We start from the raw sequence: 17,213 nt of genomic DNA on the forward strand, positions 1-17,213 counted from the left end.
CATGAAAAAACATTTTTTCTTTTTTCTATCTGCAATAACATTCCTTTCTTCTTGTAGTAAAGAAAATTCAAATTCATCATCTGCAATACATCTTTTTCACGAAGAATATTACAGCGTAAATATATTGCCGTCTTTAAACAATTTTAAGGCAGCTATAGAAAAACAAATAACACTTACAGAAGATTTTAAAACCAATACAACGCAAGAAAACTTTACGTTATTACAAACGCAATGGGTAAATTGTGCAAGTACTTTTTCTAAAACACGTGTATATAATGTAGTAGATGTAAAGTCTTTATATTATGATATTATAATTTATAATTTCCCAGCAAAACCAAGTTTTATTGAAAGCAATATTCTAGAAAAAACAACTTTTAATACCGATTATGTTAGCAATAGCAGTACGGTTTCTAAAGGATTGGCAGCAATGGAATATTTACTTTATAATGAAAATGGTACAAAAAACAGTCTTACTCTTTTGCAAGAGGATACCTTTAGGGTAAATTATTTATTAGCCATTACAAAAGAAAATTTAAGGCAAATAAACCTATTAATCGATTTTTGGGAACAAGGTTACAAAGACACTTTTAAGAACTACAAAAGCTTGTCTTGTATAGAAAACGCACGTTGTTTGGCATTTAATCAACTTATAAATATTATAGATATTATTAGAGTTACCAAAATAGGAAAACCTGCAGGATTAGAAAAAACACCTAATACAGATGTAGAACTTTTAGAAGCATATAGAAGTAAAAGTTCTTTAAAATTGATACAAAGTTCTTTAGAGGAAATACAAAATGCCTATGCTTTAAGTAGCGTTAATTTTGCCAATATTGTTGATGAAATATCAGATTCATCAGAAATATCTACGGAAATAAATAATAGTTTTAATACTGTTTTTAATAATATTGATGCTATTGATATCGATTTGTATACTGCCATTTCTAATGGAGATAAAAGTGTAGAAACCTTGTATAATTCTTTATTCGATTTAATAAAATATTTCTCTGTAGATGCTGCAAGCACGCTGTCTGTAAACGTATTACCAACCGATAATGATGGAGATTAAGAACAATCATTCTTTAAAATAAGTAATACAAACTCCATTGTATTTCAACAAAAAAAAAATCAACCTATACGTTAAGCATAGGTTGATTTTTTTTATCAATAAGTTGCATCAATTTAAGTGTTTTAAAACTTAAACTCTAAAGTAACATAATAGTTTCTTGGTGCAGAAGGTATAATTCCTGGTCCAGGATATCCCGTTGCTCTACGCGTAAAATAACTGTTATCTAAAAGGTTGTTTACACCCGTTTCTATCTTCATAAACTTGTATTTGTAAGAAGCAGAAAAGTCTAAAATATCATAGGCCGGTATTTCTCCTGTAACGCCACTAATACTTCCGCCTGTTGCATTGGTAGCATCAGAAAACTGACGAGATAAATAAGAGTATTGAATACTTGCTAAAAAATCTTTGTATCCAAAACGAGCACCTGTTTTAATATTAACGTTTGGTATAAATTCTACCTCATTCCCTTCTACTCCATTAATATCAGATTCGGTATATTCTGATGTTATAAAAGAAGAGTTGATAAAGTAATTTAAGACATAATCAGAATTGTTTGTAAACAACTTTTTAATATTAAAATCGATCAAACTTTCAACTCCTAAAATTCTTGCATCACCAATATTAGCTCTTTCTGCTTTACCATCGTCTCTTGTATAAATATTAATTCTATCATTATAAAACAATCCAAAAACATTGGCATCATAAGAAAAGAAGTTTTTATAATTGCCACGGAAACCTGCATCAATTGTAAATCCTTTTTCATCAGAAATATCAGGAGAAATTTCAAAAGCAGGGTTTGCAGTACTAATATCAGAAAAGGTTACAGAACGGTAATTCTGAGAAATATTACCATAAAACTCTGTTGTTCTATTCAGTTTATAACTAGAACCTAAACCTAATAAAACAAAACTTCTTTCATTTGTTTCTTCTTCATCTCTTAAGTTTTCATTAATTACATTTCCCGCAGCATCTGTTACAATGTCTTTTATAATCTCGTCTCTTTTTGTGTTGATGTATTCTAATCTAAAACCAGGTGTTATTGATAATTTATCATTTACATAAATAATATTTTCACCAAATAAAGACACATTTAGATTTGGAAATTTACTATCCGATTGTCTTGGATACTCTGGATACTGATCTAAATACATATTAAAATCTGCATCCGATCCATCAGAACCAGGTCCTTGCATATTGGTATTGTTTGCTTTGTAAAATTTTGTACCAATTAAAAAGGTAGATTTTTTATCGAACAACGTGTAATTACTTACCAAACGCGACTCAAAACCATAGTTTTTAAATGTCCCTTTTATCAAATCTCTTTCCTCACCAGAATCTACCTGACTTACTCTATTGGTTCTAAAACCCAAGGCATCTCTAGAAGCATCTAAACCAAAGAAACTAAAAGAAAAGTTGGTATTATCAGAAAAAGCGTGTTCCCACTTTAGATTGTACAAAAACCATTTTACCTGAAACCAATTACGCGCTCTATTGCTCTGTAAAGGGTCTTCATTAAACATTTGATCTGTTAAACCACCTGCTTGTTGTGCTAGATATTTTAAACCCGTAACCTCTGCAGATAATTTACTTTTATCATTAATTTGATATCCTAAGTGTGCAAATACGTTTGTAGATTCAAACTCAGAATTGGGTCTAAATCCATCTCCTTTTTTATAGTTGACATACGTGTAATAACTAAATTTACCGTGTGTATCGCTTAAACTGGTAAAGTTAGTGTACAAACCATTACTACCTACCGTATTTCTAAAAACGATTTCTTGATCTTCTGTTGGTTTCTTGGTTACAAAATTTACCAAACCACCAAATTGCGTTCCGTATTGCAAAGAAGCTGCGCCACGAATTACCTGTATTTCATCCAATCCTTCGGATGCTGGCGTATAATAACTTTCTGGATATCCTAAAACATCTGCACTAATATCATATCCATTCTGACGCGTATTAAAATTAGCAGTTCTGTTAGGGTCTAAACCTCTACCACCAATATTTAATTGCAAACCTGCATCATCATTCTGATAAATATTTAAACCTGCAACTTGGTTAAAAATCTGACGTGCATTGTTTGTTGATAATGCTGCCGCAGATTGATTTACCAAAACTACTTCTGTTTTTTTACCTGCAAAAATCGAAGTTCCTTCTACATCTTTTAATCTTTTTAGCTCAAAAACCTTACGTTTTCTTGCCTTTATCTCTATTTCTGATAATTCTTCTGAAAACGAGTTTAAGACAATTTTTACCTCAACGTAGTTTGCTGCGCTTAAAACGGTTCTTTCTACTTTAAAATTATCCGTATAAAAAACCAACGAAATTGTTTCTGTATCAATAGAAAATAAAAATTTTCCTAAAGCATCTGTTTCTGTTAATAATCCGCCAGATTCATTATAAATCTGTACTTTTTTTAAGGGCTTATTATCGTCAGAAACTACGGTTCCAGAAACTTTATACTGACTATAAATGGCTGTTTGTAGTAAGGCAAGAATGATAAAAATGATTCTAAACTTCATATATTTAAATTCCTTTAATTTTTATTTTTGACGAAAACGGAACAATCCAATCTTTGTGTTTAAAGTTTTCTTTTTGTTGATATAAATCTACTTTTGGGTTTATATATCTTGTACTTAGCCTTCCGTTTAAAGCCACGTAACTATCTGCAAAAATAGCAATATTTTTATGGCCCTGACTTTTAAAGTGATTTCCTAAATAATGTGCATATTCTAAGATAAAATCTGGCTGATAACTCATTTGCTTTTCTTGAAACGGAGTTAAAAAATCTTTATTATCAACCATAAAAAAACTGCCTGTTTTAGTGTTTACAATTCTAAAATTTGTTATTCCTGCTTTTTCCATTAACATAACGCGCCAAGAAAAACGGTAGCCTTCTTCTGTCCAAAATAATTCTCCCGGATATAATAACGATCTAAAAGGTAAAAGTAGTTGAATAACTAAAAACGTAATTAAAATTGGTAAAACAAACTTTATTTTCGTTTTTGAGAATTGATAGTTTTGCTTTAAAACAAGACCTCTCGACTGCGCTCGAGGAGACAAATTGAATACTAATTTTTTAATAAAACCGATTATTTTCTCATGAAAACCTGCTTCAAAAAATATCAAGGTAGAAACAATCATAATAAAAGGAAACATACCAATTGGGAACAAAATTCTTGTAAAAACATGAAAAAAGACCACAATTACAAAAGCAAAAACTCGTGTTCTTTTGTATAACAGTAAAAACGGAATACTTAAATCGTACAACATGCCAGACCAAGCCATTGCAAAATGAAACCAATCTTGTTGCATTAAAGTGTTGCCTATTAAAGGAAGATCATACTTAGAAGGTAACCATATTTTTAAAGGCATTGCTCTAAACAACCAATCTGAATTTAATTTTGCCAAACCTGCATAAAAATACACAACGCCTAAAAGGACTTTAATAATATCTATAGTCCATTTTGGAATGTTTAGGTACTTCTTTTTAGTCCGTAAATTATCAACAGAAAAAACAGCACTTGCAGGTAAAAAAATAAGCACAAAACTAATAACACTTATAAAGTAATAATGGTTTAAGTACGTTGTTTTATCCATAAATTCTATATAACCAAAAGATAGAAAAAAGGTAATAATTGCCATTCTATACTTATAACCAAACGCTACAAATAAGGCAGATAAACCACAAATAACAAACAATAAATAGGTGTAATTGCCAATAGGTTTTATAAAACTAAGGCCGTAATAAGAAAAATGAAATTTGGGTACTAAGTACAGTTTTTCTATCCACCCGTTTGCCCAAAAACGTACGATACTTGCAAACATCATAAAACCAAAAAACAAACGAAAAACAGCTAAAGGAGCTGCATTTGTTTGTTCTTTAAAATTGTATTTTAAAAGTTTCATCAAAATAAAAAAAACCTGAGCACTTATTTTATCAATAAATGCTCAGGGTTTATGTTATACCAAATGAACATCAAAATGACCGATTAAATTCGTTTCTTTTTCCTTAATATTTTAATATAAAATAGAATCGTAACTAAGGCTATGATTAGATTTTCTATTGCATATTTAGAAAAAATAATTCAAATTTATTATCAATCATTTTAAAATTCACTTGATATTAGTTTATACTATAGGCCTTAATCTCCGTCTGCATCAACATAATCTACACTTATATTAAATGCTTGTAACATATCAACTTTTAAGAAAACAACTACTTTTTGTAATTCATCGTAAGCCTTTCTCATGGCAACATCATTTGTATTTATCTGCTCGTAAAAATTAGCATTTAATGTATTAATCTGCGTTTTAGCAACAGTATTTTGATTGATAATTGCTGTAGAAACATTTGCTTTATCAATTGCGATTAAATAATCACTAAAACTGACTCCTTTTGTAGTAGCATTGTAATGTTTACCTTCAAATAAATTTACAACTGCGTTTAAAGCTTCTAATGCCAATTCTTTAGAATAAACCCTACTATAAAAACCTTCTACTTTTTCTGGTAAAGGATTTGTAGAAAAATTACCTACAGGAGTTCCTATTTTATTTGCTCTTAAACCTTTTTCGTAATAAAAAATATAATCATTTACCAACATGTTTCCTGCACTTGTAACCGTGTTAGCAGTACTTGTAACAAACTCATTTCTATAAGAAGTCCAATCTGTAACAACTTGCGCTGTTAAATTACTCATTTGGTTTAAAACGTCTGTTATGTATTTTTTGTAACCAACCGCATTTGCATCTGTAGTATATTTTGCAAGAATAGCAGTATCTGTATCTGCAACACCATATAATAAATAATCTAATGCAGGGAAACCTTGTGCATCGTGGTTGTTGGAGCTATCTAAATCGTACGTTCCGTTAGAAATATTCTTTTCTACATCGGCAACCGTTAAAGGGTAAATATTCATGTAAAAAGAATATTGTAATTCTTCTGCTTTACCAATATTAAACATTTCTACTTGTTGCCAAGTGGTATATGCTGCTAACCAAGATGTTCTTAAAGCATCTAAATTTGTTTGGTCTGGAGTGGCAGTAAACGTTTCTCCTGCAGTTTTTAATGTTGTTAATTTAGCACTAAAATCATTATAAGCTGGTACAATAATATTATCTGCAATATTAGTTAGCATTGCTGCTCTATCAAAATTATCTGTTGCTACCACTTCTCCTTCACCAGAAGAACTACAAGAAGCAAAAAGAACGATTGATAGAAAAAGGATACAAAAATTTTTAATCATCTTATTTTTATTAAATCTAAATATAAAGCAAAAATAGTAAAAAGCATTTAAACAAAATACTTTTTACTATTCTTAAAACTAAACAAGTAAGGTATTAACTACCTGCTTGTGCAACTGTAAAATTGAATTTTGCTGCAATAGTTTCTGATACCTCATCTAAAGTAGCTGCGGTAACATCCCAAAAACCATTACCAGATTGTAGCCTACTTAAAATAGTATCTACTTCTGTTTTTGATAAATATGGTTCTGTAGAATTTGGTTGTCTAGTAAACTGTAGGCTATAAATAAAACCAACTGCTTCTGATAATGCATGAAAAGCAGATGCTTTATCTACAGCTAAAGATTTTTTACCTTGTTGTAAATAGTAAATACCTCTTACAGCAATTACTTCAGAAATTTTTTCTTTAATAATTTCTGCCTGACTATCTCTTGTAGTATAATCGTTATTTACAATTGCAGCTCTACCTAAAGTAAATGCATTGTAAATATCGTCTGCAATACCTGCAAAGTCAGTATCGTCATTTACTCTACTTAAATACTCGTTTAAAAAACTGTCGTTATTTAAAACAGGTGCTGTAGCGTCTGGTTCTACTGCATATAAGTAACCAAAAGCTTCATCCCATTTATGCTCCATAGAAGTGTACTTTTTACCGTCTAATAAAACATCTGCATCATTATCAGCAACATTTGTACCTGCATCTAAAACAGCAGTGCTTAAATAATTGTTTAAAATTTGGTCTACAACTAAAGCTCCAATAAGTCCTTTATTAATTGCTTGGTTATATTCTAATCCTTTTGCATTAATATACCTTACAGATCCACCACCAGATTGTTGTATTTGACCTGCAACACCAGCAGATGCATCTACATTCCAATTTGTAAAAACCTCATTTACTTGTGCAGAAATCCAAGTATCAAACTGTGTTTTTATAGCAGCAGCATCCGTTGAGTTTGCAGCGAAAAAATCTGTAGACGCAGCTGTTTTACTTCTAATACTTTTATCTGACGTATTTAAATTAGCGTCGGTAAAATCAGAATCTCCTTCCGAATGTGCAAATTTACCTGCTAAAGAAGCTACTGTTTCTGTAGGTACTTTTAAAGCATCTAACAACTCTTCTCCCATTAGAATTCTTGTAGTTTGCCCACTATAACTAACTGTTGAAGCTCCATTTCTCTCAAAACTATAGTTTGATGGTGCAACCGTTGGGTTGTCATTATCGTTGTCGTTATTATTACAAGAGATTAATGTTGCTACAATTGCTAACGATAGAATTACTTTTTTCATTTTATTTAGATTAATTACAAATAATTGTATAATTTTTCGCAAATATAAAATTGATTTTTACATTAACAAAGTTTATTTAGATTTAATTTAAATAAAAACAATAATTAACACATCCATAAGAAATTAGATGGTTTTTAAATAAGAAATAACGGCTTTTCTAATATCAAAATTTAGTTCTTCTGCTTTAGGCGTATAAATAGAAAGCACTTCTTTGTTTTCTTCGGATAAAAAAGGAATATCAAACCCTTTTAATAAATAGTCAGAAAATGCAACCGTATACGTTTTATTGATGTCTAACTCTTGGTTTTTAACCATCCAGGTATCCCCTACTTTTTCTGCATTATAGCGTTGTAGATAAGCGCCATTTCCTGCAGCCAAAACACCATAATCTAACACTCTTTTTAATAATCTTCCTTTAATTTCTACTTTTAAGACTTCGCCTCCGTAAGGCAATACTCTAAAAATATCTACTGCGGTAATATGACCACTTAGCTGATCATCAATTCTTATAGAACCTCCATTAACCAACGCACAATCTACCTCATCATTAAAACCAAAAGACATTGCCTTGGTAATAAGTTGCCCTAAATTGGTTTGTGTACTTCTAATTGGTGTATCTCTACCGTCTAAAGGTGTTGAAGCTTTAAAAATAACTTCATCTGGATTCTGAATAATTTCTTTAATTTTTGATGTTAAAATAGTTTGCCATTTGTTAACTATTTCAGCAACTTTTTCATCCGATTTTATCGTTGCATTAATTTCTTTTAATTCAGATTTTACACTCGTTTTCTTTGTTTTCTTATCATAAGAAATTCTATGTACATATACTGTTTTTGCATTGGCATCTGCTTTAGCAATAAGCACGTTACCTATAGTATCATAAGAATTGGTGTGTTCATGACCGCCCATAATTAGCGGTAAATTTGGTATTAACTTTGCAATTCTTTTATCATTATTTATTTTAACGTGTGTTAAACCAAAAACAACATCTACAGAATCTTTTACAGCAGCATAAGCAGCTCTTGCTTTTACAAACATATTACTATATTCTACAAACTCTTTTGGATTAGACGGAATGCAAACACTTATAAAACCTACTTTAATTTTTGTTCCATCAGCATCAGAAAATTCTTTGATAAATGTTTCTCCTACATGTTCTTTATGACCATTTACTTCTTTGTAAAAAGGAATTGCTGCTTCTTTTGTTTTTTGCTTTACGTTGGCAGTTATCCAAGAAAAAGTACTTTCATTTAATCTTTTCTGAAGGTCTTGTTTAGAAACATCAAACTCATGATTACCAAACGCTACCAAATCAAAATTCATAGCATTCATAACCTCAACCATTTGTTTACCTCGTACTCTTTCTCCGTCTACTTTTATGGTTCCTAGTAAAGACGGATTTAAAAAATCTCCCGCCATAAAAAGCATCGTATTTGGGTTTTCTTGCAGCAATTCTTTATGAACAGTTTCTACTCTTGCCATTCCGCCATATTCTCCTCCTTGTATCGGTGCAATCTCATACACGTCATTTAGTTGCAGAAATGTAAAATCAATTTTCTGATCATCTTTATTACAAGACGCTAAAAATAAGATTGATAAAAAGTATAGAAGTGATTTTGTGAATTTCATTTTGATTCAATTATAATTTATAATAAAAGATTGCAATAACCTTTCGACTGCGCTCAAGGTGACATGTTACAATTTGACAAAACATTGAGACTTTATTCAAACTTGCTGTTTTAAAACATTAAGAGAAACGTTAGTAACTCTAAATAAAAACCTCTAAAGCCTTATTGTAAGCACTCTCAAAACTCATTGGTTTTAAATTTGTATCTGCTTTTTGAGCAGTAAAATAACTTAGTAGTTTTTCTGTTGGCATATTACCCGTTAATTCGTCTTTTGCCATTGGGCAACCTCCGTAACCTTTAATTGCGCCATCAAATCGGTTGCAACCAGCTTTAAAAGCTGCATCTACTTTTTCGTGCCATTTGTCTGGCGTAGTATGTAAATGTGCACCAAATTCTATAGATGGGTATTGCGGAATTAAATTAGAAAATAAATACGATATTACCACTGGTGTAGAACTCCCCACCGTATCTGAAAGCGACAATATTTTTACGCCCATTTTAGAGAGTTTCTCTGTCCACTCACCTACTATTTCTACATTCCAAGGATCTCCATACGGGTTTCCAAACCCCATAGATAAATAAGCAACAACTTCTTTGTTTGTTTTATCAGCAATATTTAAAATTGCGTCCAAAGTTTCTATAGATTCTTGTATTGTTTTATGCGTATTACGCATTTGAAAGTTTTCTGATATTGAAAAAGGATATCCTAAATAATCAATTTCTTCAAACTGAGAAGCGTCATTTGCACCTCTAATATTGGCAATAATGGCTAACAATTTACTTTGCGTTCTAGACAAATCTAATTTTGATAAAACCGCAGCAGTATCTCGCATTTGCGGAATTGCTTTTGGAGAAACAAAGCTGCCAAAATCTATAGTATCAAACCCCACTTTTAATAAGGAGTTTATATACAATGCTTTTTTCTCTGTAGAAATAAAATGAGATTTTATTCCTTGCATTGCGTCACGAGGACATTCTATGATTTTTACTTTTTTCATCAGAATCAAAGATAGAGATTCTAATGAACTGGCAAAATATTTTTTATTGATTATTGTCTCCTTTTTGGTACTTTCGTTTTCTTCTATGAGCAAATCAAAATACATACTTCCAATAATCATTATTTCTCAATTTTGCTGTACCTCAATCTGGTTTGCAAGCAACGGAGTAATGACAGATATAGTAACTAGTTTTAATTTAAGTGATATTGCATTAGGCTATTTAACATCTGCAGTACAATTTGGCTTTATAATGGGTACTTTAGTATTTGCTTTGTTTACCATAGCAGACCGTTTTTCGCCATCTAAAGTGTTTTTTTTCTGTGCAATTTTAGGTGCATTTTTCAATTTGAGACTTATTTTTGAAAATCAAACTTTTCTTACTTTAATTGGTATGCGTTTTTTAACCGGATTTTTCTTAGCAGGAATTTACCCCGTAGGCATGAAAATTGCCACAGATTATTTTAACAAAGGCTTAGGCAAATCTTTAGGTTATTTAGTTGGAGCCTTGGTTTTAGGTACTGCCTTACCACATTTATTGAAAGATTTAATGCAAGGGTATTCATGGAAAACAATTATAATATCCATCTCGGTTTTAGCGGCTTTCGGCGGATTATTAATGTTGCTTTTTGTACCTAATGGACCTTACAGAACTGCTGGAAAAAAGCTAGATATTACCATTTGTTTTTCAATATTTAAAAATGTAAATTTTAGAAAAGCGGCTTTTGGTTATTTCGGACACATGTGGGAGCTCTATACCTTTTGGACTTTTGTACCTATTCTTTTAAAAGTCTATGCGAATTCACATACGAACACGCATTTTAATATTCCGTTACTATCCTTTTTTATTATAGCAATAGGAAGTTTGTCTTGTGTAGTAGCAGGTTATTTATCCGAGAAATTTGGCCCCAAGAACATTGCATATTTGGCTTTATTTTTCTCTTGTGTTTGTTGCCTTGTTGCTCCGTTGATGTTTCAGCTAGCAAATGAAAATATATTTATTGCTTTTTTACTCTTCTGGGGAATGGTGGTTGTTGCAGATTCTCCGTTATTTTCTACTTTAGTGGCACAAAATGTAGCATCAGAAAACAAAGGAACCGCATTAACCATTGTAAATTGTATTGGCTTTACCATTACTATTGTTAGCATTCAATTGATAAGTAGCTATACAGAAACTACGGATTCTAACCTTATTTATCTGCTATTGGCAATTGGTCCTATTTTGGGTTTACTTACTTATTCGAGAAAAAAAGTTATTTCGTAATCTTAAAAACATCTCGATACAATTTTTCGAAAGCAATATCACTCGATGTACCAATTCTATATTAAATTTAGTAACGCAAGATGTCTGGTTGAGTGCAGTCGAAACCTAATTCAAAATTCAAATAATTCTCGACTGCGCTCGAATAGACAAAAGAGAATTTTAAAACTTTTAATCAATAAAAAAGGACAGTAAAACTAATTACTATCCTTATATTCTTATTCTACTTTACTAAAATTCAAACTGATCAATTTAGTGCGATCACAGTAATGTGGTTTCTCCTAAAGTCGAAATGACAAATAATACGTTAGATTTTAGTCAAAACCCAAAGTTGCACTTCTTCTAAAGCAGTTACTTTTTTGTCTCTTTTAGATTTATCAACTGGTGGTTTTATCGTTTTCTTTAAACACTTTTCTAGTTTAAAACGAATTCCTTTTGCCAATTCTTTTTCTATCGGATTCTCTTTTGTAAGATTCTTTATTTGCGCTGCATTAGAAAATAAAACCACTAATTTTCCGTCTTCAGACAATTTATTATTTGCTTCTGCAAAAAACTTAGGAAACAAGTTTTTGTTATAATAAACAGCTTCGTCTATATTTTCTTCATTAGAAATTGCTGGCAACCAAGGCGGATTAAAAACAATTAATTCGGTTTCTTTTTCTATCGTAGCAAAAAGGTTTCCGTAATTCAATTCTATTTTACGAGATAACTTTGTGTCTCCCATAAATTCTTTCAAACCTAAAATAGCATTCGGTTTTGTATCTGTACCAAAAACTTTCTGAAAACCATGTTGTACAATCTGAAAAGACAATACTCCACTACCAATACCAACATCTATTGCAGATTTCTTAGGGCCTTCGTAACGTTTTAACCAATTATCAAACAAGGTTAAATGATCGAAACGAGTAGGAAAATACACTCCGTAATAAGGATGTACTTTGTTTCTTAAAACAGGTACTTTAACGCCTTTATGAAACTTTTGCCATGCACTATTTAATCTTTGTACTTCTGGAAACGTTAATAAAAAATCATTTTTACCGGTATACAATGTATGTAACCAACCAATTTTAGGAGCCTTATCTACCGCTACTTCTTGATTCGTAATTTTTAATAAAATTAAATTAGAAAGTCTATGGTATTCTGCTCTAAAAGCATGTTGTTCTTTTATGGTTTTATTAGGCAAACGGATTTTTAAATGCTTTTGTAACTCTTTTAAAAGCAACATTCCGTTGCTATAAAATTCTGTAATTAAAACCGATTTACCAGCTTTCATCGCATACAATGTTTCTCTTATATCTGTATTGCTATCAAATCTTACTAGATCTTCACCTGGCGCAATTGGTGTTGGTTTGTTTATTTTTAGTTTGGCACTCATCAATTTATGTTTAATTAAATAGAATTACAGACAAATGGTGTTTGCAACGCATGATTTTAAGATAATATTAAAAAAGAACTTAGCAACAATAAGTATCTAATTGTTTGCTAAATAATATTTGGCAAAGATACTTTTTAAAACCTAGTATACATGCCAATTACAGAAATAGCACCGATTAATACTTATACTTTTTAAATCTCTCAAATTATCAGTTTTTCAAATCATTTTTTATGGAATCGATAAAAATAATAAAAGAAGTTTTTTCTGATAGAAATAATGAGTTTTTTATTCAGATATTTGTGTACAGAATACTTATTTACACAACAAAATGATTCAAAACGCTGTTTTAGAACAACTTCATAATTCACTTTCTGGTGATGTCCTTTTCGATGATTTACATAAAACTTTATACGCTACAGATGCTTCTGTATATCGTAAAATTCCTTTAGCGGTTGCTTTTCCAAAGGATGAAAAAGATATTAAAACCTTAATTGATTTTGCTACAAAAAATAAAATTACACTAATACCTAGAACTGCCGGAACTTCCTTGGCAGGACAATGTGTTGGAGATGGACTTGTAGTGGATGTTTCTAAACATTTTACTAAAATTATTTCTTTTGATGAAAAAGCAAAAACAATTACGCTACAACCAGGTGTTGTAAGAGATTCTTTAAATGCGTATTTAAAACCTTTTGGTTTGTTTTTTGGACCAAACACCTCTACCTCTAACCGATGTATGATGGGCGGAATGGTTGGTAACAACTCCTCTGGAAGTACGTCTATAAAATACGGTGCAACTCGTGATAAAGTAGTAGAAGTTGATGCTATTTTAAGTGATGGAAGCACTGCCGTTTTTAAAGACATTAACTCTGCAGAGTTTATCAAAAAAACAAAAGAAAACACCCAAGAAGGAAAAATTTATAAACATCTTTTTGATGAACTTTCTAACACAGAAAATCAACAAGAAATAAAAAATGAGTTTCCTAAAAAAACCATTCATAGAAGATGTACCGGTTATGCGGTTGATGAGTTATTAGTTTCAGATTTATTTGGCGGAACATCACCAACAGTAAATGTTGCAAAATTATTAACGGGTAGTGAAGGTACTTTGGCTTTTTCAACATCAATTACGTTGCAATTAGACAACCTTCCTCCTACAGAAAGTATTATGGTTTGTACGCATTTTAAATCTATAAACGAGAGTTTAAATGCTACTATAATTGCTATGAATCACAATTTATATAATTGTGAGTTGATGGATAAAACCATTTTAGATTGTTCTAAAAACAATAGAGAATTAGCTAAAAATCGTTTCTTTTTACAAGGTGATCCAGAAGCTGTTTTAATGTTAGAGGTTTCTGCAAACACCATTGAAGAAACAGAAATTTTAGCAGATAAATTAATTGCAGACTTAGAAAAAAATAATTTCGGGTATCATCACCCAAAAGTATACGGAGCAGATATTGCTAAAGTGCATTATTTACGTAAAGCAGGTTTAGGTGCTTTGGCAAATATTATTGGCGATAAAAAAGCGGTTGCATGTATAGAAGACACTGCGGTTGCTTTAGAAGATTTACCAAATTATATTAAAGAGTTTACCCAAATTATGACGAAGTACCAACAAAATGCTGTGTATTATGCGCATGCTGGTGCAGGGGAATTGCATTTACGTCCGATTTTAAATTTAAAGAAAAAAGAAGATGTAGTTTTATTTAGAAAAATTACCACAGAAACGGCAGAGCTAGTAAAAAAATACAAAGGTTCTTTTTCTGGTGAACATGGAGACGGAATTGTGCGTGCAGAGTTTATACCTTTAATGATTGGTGATAAAAATTATCAATTATTAAGACGATTAAAAAAAGCATTTGATCCTAACAACGTTTTTAACCAAGGTAAAATTACAGATGCTTTTGCGATGGATGAAAGCCTGCGATATGAAATTGGTAGAGATGAACCTACAATAAAAACCATTCAAGATTATTCTGATAGTGAAGGAATTTTAAAATTAGCAGAAAAATGTAATGGTTCTGGAGATTGTAGAAAACCTGTAGAAGCTGGCGGAACCATGTGCCCAAGTTACAGAGCTACAAAAGACGAAAAAGATACTACAAGAGCAAGAGCAAATACGTTGCGTGAGTTTTTAACCAACTCAGACCAAGCAAATAAATTTAATCATAAAGAGTTAAAACAAGTTTTTGACCTTTGTTTAAGCTGTAAAGCATGTGCGTCAGAATGCCCAAGTAATGTTGATATTGCTACTATGAAAGCAGAGTTTTTATATCAATATCAAGAAACAAACGGCTATTCTTTTAGAAATAAAATGTTTGCAAACAATGCCAAATACAATAAATTAGGAAGTGCTTTTCCTACTATTACTAACTTTTTTACCAACTCTACGCTTGCTAAAAAAGTTTTAGGAGTTGCTGTAGAACGTACAGTGCCTAAATTAGCAAATCAGACTTTAGATAGTTGGTTAAAGAAGCATCACCCTAAAACATCTAAAAAAGCCGTTTATTTATTTAACGATGAATTTACCAATTTTTACGATGCAGAAATTGGACAAGATGCCGTTATTTTATTAGAAAAATTAGGGTATGAAGTAAAAACCGTTGCCCACGATGAAAGTGGAAGAAGTCATATTTCTAAAGGATTTTTAAAAGAAGCAAAACAAATTTGTAATAATAATGTGTCTATTTTTAAAGACATTATAACAGACGAAACTCCGTTATTAGGTTTAGAACCTTCTGCAATTTTAGGCTTTAGAGACGAATATATTCGTTTAGCTGATGATAAAGCATCCGCAGAAAAAATTGCGAAAAATAGTTTTACGTTCGAAGAGTTTTTAGCGAAAGAATTAGAAAAAGGAAATATTGATACAACTCTATTTACAAGTGCCACTAAGACTTTAAAAATACACGGACATTGTCATCAAAAAGCATTGTCTGGAACACATGCTAGTTTTCAAATTTTAAATATTCCAACAAACTATTCGGTAACAATTATCAATTCTGGTTGTTGCGGAATGGCAGGTTCTTTTGGGTATGAAAAAGAACATTATAAAGTATCAATGCAAGTTGGTGAAGATACTTTGTTTCCTAAAATTAGAAATACACCCGAAGAAACGCAAATTGTTGCGGCGGGTACAAGTTGTAGACATCAAATTTTTGATGGAACAAAACGTGTTGCAAAACACCCAATAACTATTTTAAAAGAAGCATTAGCATAAAATTAGTAAACAGTTTTCAGTTTCAGTTACCAGTCTCACTATTAATTAATAAAAAGTTCTTATTTTTTAACAACTTTTTGGTTTAAAAAAATATTTCTAAATATAATGAGTATAAAACAAAAATACAAAGCAGATTCAGAAAGATATAATAAAATGAACTACAGAAGAACAGGAAATAGCGGTTTGCTTTTACCTGAACTTTCTTTAGGTTTATGGCATAATTTTGGTAAAAATGACGATTTTGACAACGCTCGAAATTTGTTAAAATGTGCCTTTGATAACGGAATTACACATTTTGATTTGGCAAACAACTATGGACCGCCTTATGGTTCTGCAGAAAAAACGTTTGGTAAAATCTTAAAAAAGGATTTTAAAAAATACAGAGATGAATTGATTATTTCATCAAAAGCAGGTTTTGATATGTGGGAAGGTCCTTATGGAAATTTTGGCTCTAAGAAATATTTAATTTCTAGTTTAGACCAAAGTTTACAAAGAATGGACTTAGATTATGTTGATATTTTTTATCATCACAGACCAGATAACGATACTCCTTTAGAAGAAACTATGGGTGCCTTAGATTTAATAGTAAGACAAGGAAAGGCTTTGTATGTTGGTATTTCTAACTATCAACCTAAAGAAGCAGAAAAAGCTTTTAAAATATTAAAAGATTTAGGAACGCCTTGTTTAATACATCAACCTAGATATAGTTTATTTGATCGTTGGATAGAAGATGGATTGGTAGATTTATTAGGAAATTCGGGTGTTGGAGCTATTTGCTTTTCTCCTTTGGCACAAGGAATGTTAACAGGTAAATATATTAATGGTTTGCCAAAAGATTCTAGAGCCGTAAAAGATGGTCGTTATTTAAAAACGGATAAAGTATTAGAAATGCTACCTAAAATTAAAGCTTTAAACGAAGTTGCTAAAAGTAGAAACCAAAATTTAGCACAAATGGCAATTTCTTGGATTTTAAAAGATGATAGAATTACATCTGTATTAATTGGAGCAAGTAAAACAACTCAAATTTTAGACAGTATAAAAGCCACTGAAAACACTGTTTTTTCTGAGGATGAATTAGCTAATATTAATGCTATTTTAGAATAAACACTATTCCATAAAATTGTAACA

General features: G+C 30.9%; 11 protein-coding genes. 4 read left to right on the plus strand and 7 right to left on the minus strand.

What is annotated here, in order from left to right; translation table 11 throughout:
- The first annotated feature begins 1 nt into the window (after position 1).
- Positions 2 to 1,069, plus strand: a complete 1,068-nt coding sequence (locus GQR92_RS03850) for an imelysin family protein (RefSeq protein ID WP_158837883.1) — start codon at positions 2 to 4, stop codon at positions 1,067 to 1,069.
- A gap of 122 nt (positions 1,070 to 1,191) precedes the next feature.
- On the opposite strand, the gene GQR92_RS03855 is transcribed toward GQR92_RS03850, so the two are convergent.
- The 6 genes from GQR92_RS03855 to GQR92_RS03880 all read right to left on the minus strand — a co-directional run bounded on the left by GQR92_RS03855 (position 1,192) and on the right by GQR92_RS03880 (position 10,226).
- Positions 1,192 to 3,591 carry a TonB-dependent receptor family protein gene (locus GQR92_RS03855; RefSeq protein ID WP_158837884.1) on the minus strand — a complete coding sequence of 800 codons (2,400 nt, stop codon included), beginning with the start codon at positions 3,589 to 3,591 and terminating at the stop codon, positions 1,192 to 1,194.
- A gap of 4 nt (positions 3,592 to 3,595) precedes the next feature.
- Positions 3,596 to 4,978: an HTTM domain-containing protein gene (locus GQR92_RS03860; RefSeq protein ID WP_158837885.1), complete on the minus strand. Its 1,383-nt coding sequence runs from the start codon at positions 4,976 to 4,978 to the stop codon at positions 3,596 to 3,598.
- Between the two features lie 236 nt (positions 4,979 to 5,214).
- Positions 5,215 to 6,315, minus strand: coding sequence for an imelysin family protein (locus GQR92_RS03865; RefSeq protein WP_158837886.1), 1,101 nt, complete (start codon positions 6,313 to 6,315; stop codon positions 5,215 to 5,217).
- 94 nt (positions 6,316 to 6,409) lie between these two features.
- On the minus strand, positions 6,410 to 7,600 hold the full coding sequence (locus tag GQR92_RS03870) for a DUF4856 domain-containing protein (protein ID WP_158837887.1): 1,191 nt from the start codon (positions 7,598 to 7,600) through the stop codon (positions 6,410 to 6,412).
- A 123-nt stretch (positions 7,601 to 7,723) separates the two neighbouring features.
- Positions 7,724 to 9,229, minus strand: a complete 1,506-nt coding sequence (locus GQR92_RS03875; protein ID WP_158837888.1) for a bifunctional metallophosphatase/5'-nucleotidase — start codon at positions 9,227 to 9,229, stop codon at positions 7,724 to 7,726.
- 139 nt (positions 9,230 to 9,368) lie between these two features.
- A complete protein-coding gene (locus GQR92_RS03880; protein WP_158837889.1) occupies positions 9,369 to 10,226 on the minus strand; it encodes a hydroxymethylglutaryl-CoA lyase in 858 nt (285 codons plus the stop codon).
- Positions 10,227 to 10,311: 85 nt separating this feature from the next.
- Here GQR92_RS03880 and GQR92_RS03885 point away from each other — a divergent pair, with 85 nt between their 5' ends.
- Entirely contained in the window at positions 10,312 to 11,487 is a 1,176-nt protein-coding gene (locus GQR92_RS03885) for an MFS transporter (RefSeq protein WP_158837890.1), read from the plus strand.
- 304 nt (positions 11,488 to 11,791) lie between these two features.
- Here the strand turns inward: GQR92_RS03885 and GQR92_RS03890 are convergent, their stop codons facing one another.
- Positions 11,792 to 12,859, minus strand: a complete 1,068-nt coding sequence (locus GQR92_RS03890) for a methyltransferase (RefSeq protein WP_158837891.1) — start codon at positions 12,857 to 12,859, stop codon at positions 11,792 to 11,794.
- A gap of 328 nt (positions 12,860 to 13,187) precedes the next feature.
- Between GQR92_RS03890 and GQR92_RS03895 the strand changes: the two genes are divergently transcribed.
- Positions 13,188 to 16,085: an FAD-binding and (Fe-S)-binding domain-containing protein gene (locus GQR92_RS03895; protein WP_158837892.1), complete on the plus strand. Its 2,898-nt coding sequence runs from the start codon at positions 13,188 to 13,190 to the stop codon at positions 16,083 to 16,085.
- Positions 16,086 to 16,190: 105 nt separating this feature from the next.
- Positions 16,191 to 17,189 carry an aldo/keto reductase gene (locus GQR92_RS03900; RefSeq protein ID WP_158837893.1) on the plus strand — a complete coding sequence of 333 codons (999 nt, stop codon included), beginning with the start codon at positions 16,191 to 16,193 and terminating at the stop codon, positions 17,187 to 17,189.
- The last annotated feature ends 24 nt before the right edge of the window (positions 17,190 to 17,213 follow it).

The organism is Polaribacter sp. L3A8 (assembly GCF_009796785.1).
In the GTDB taxonomy this organism is placed as follows: Bacteria; Bacteroidota; Bacteroidia; order Flavobacteriales; family Flavobacteriaceae; genus Polaribacter.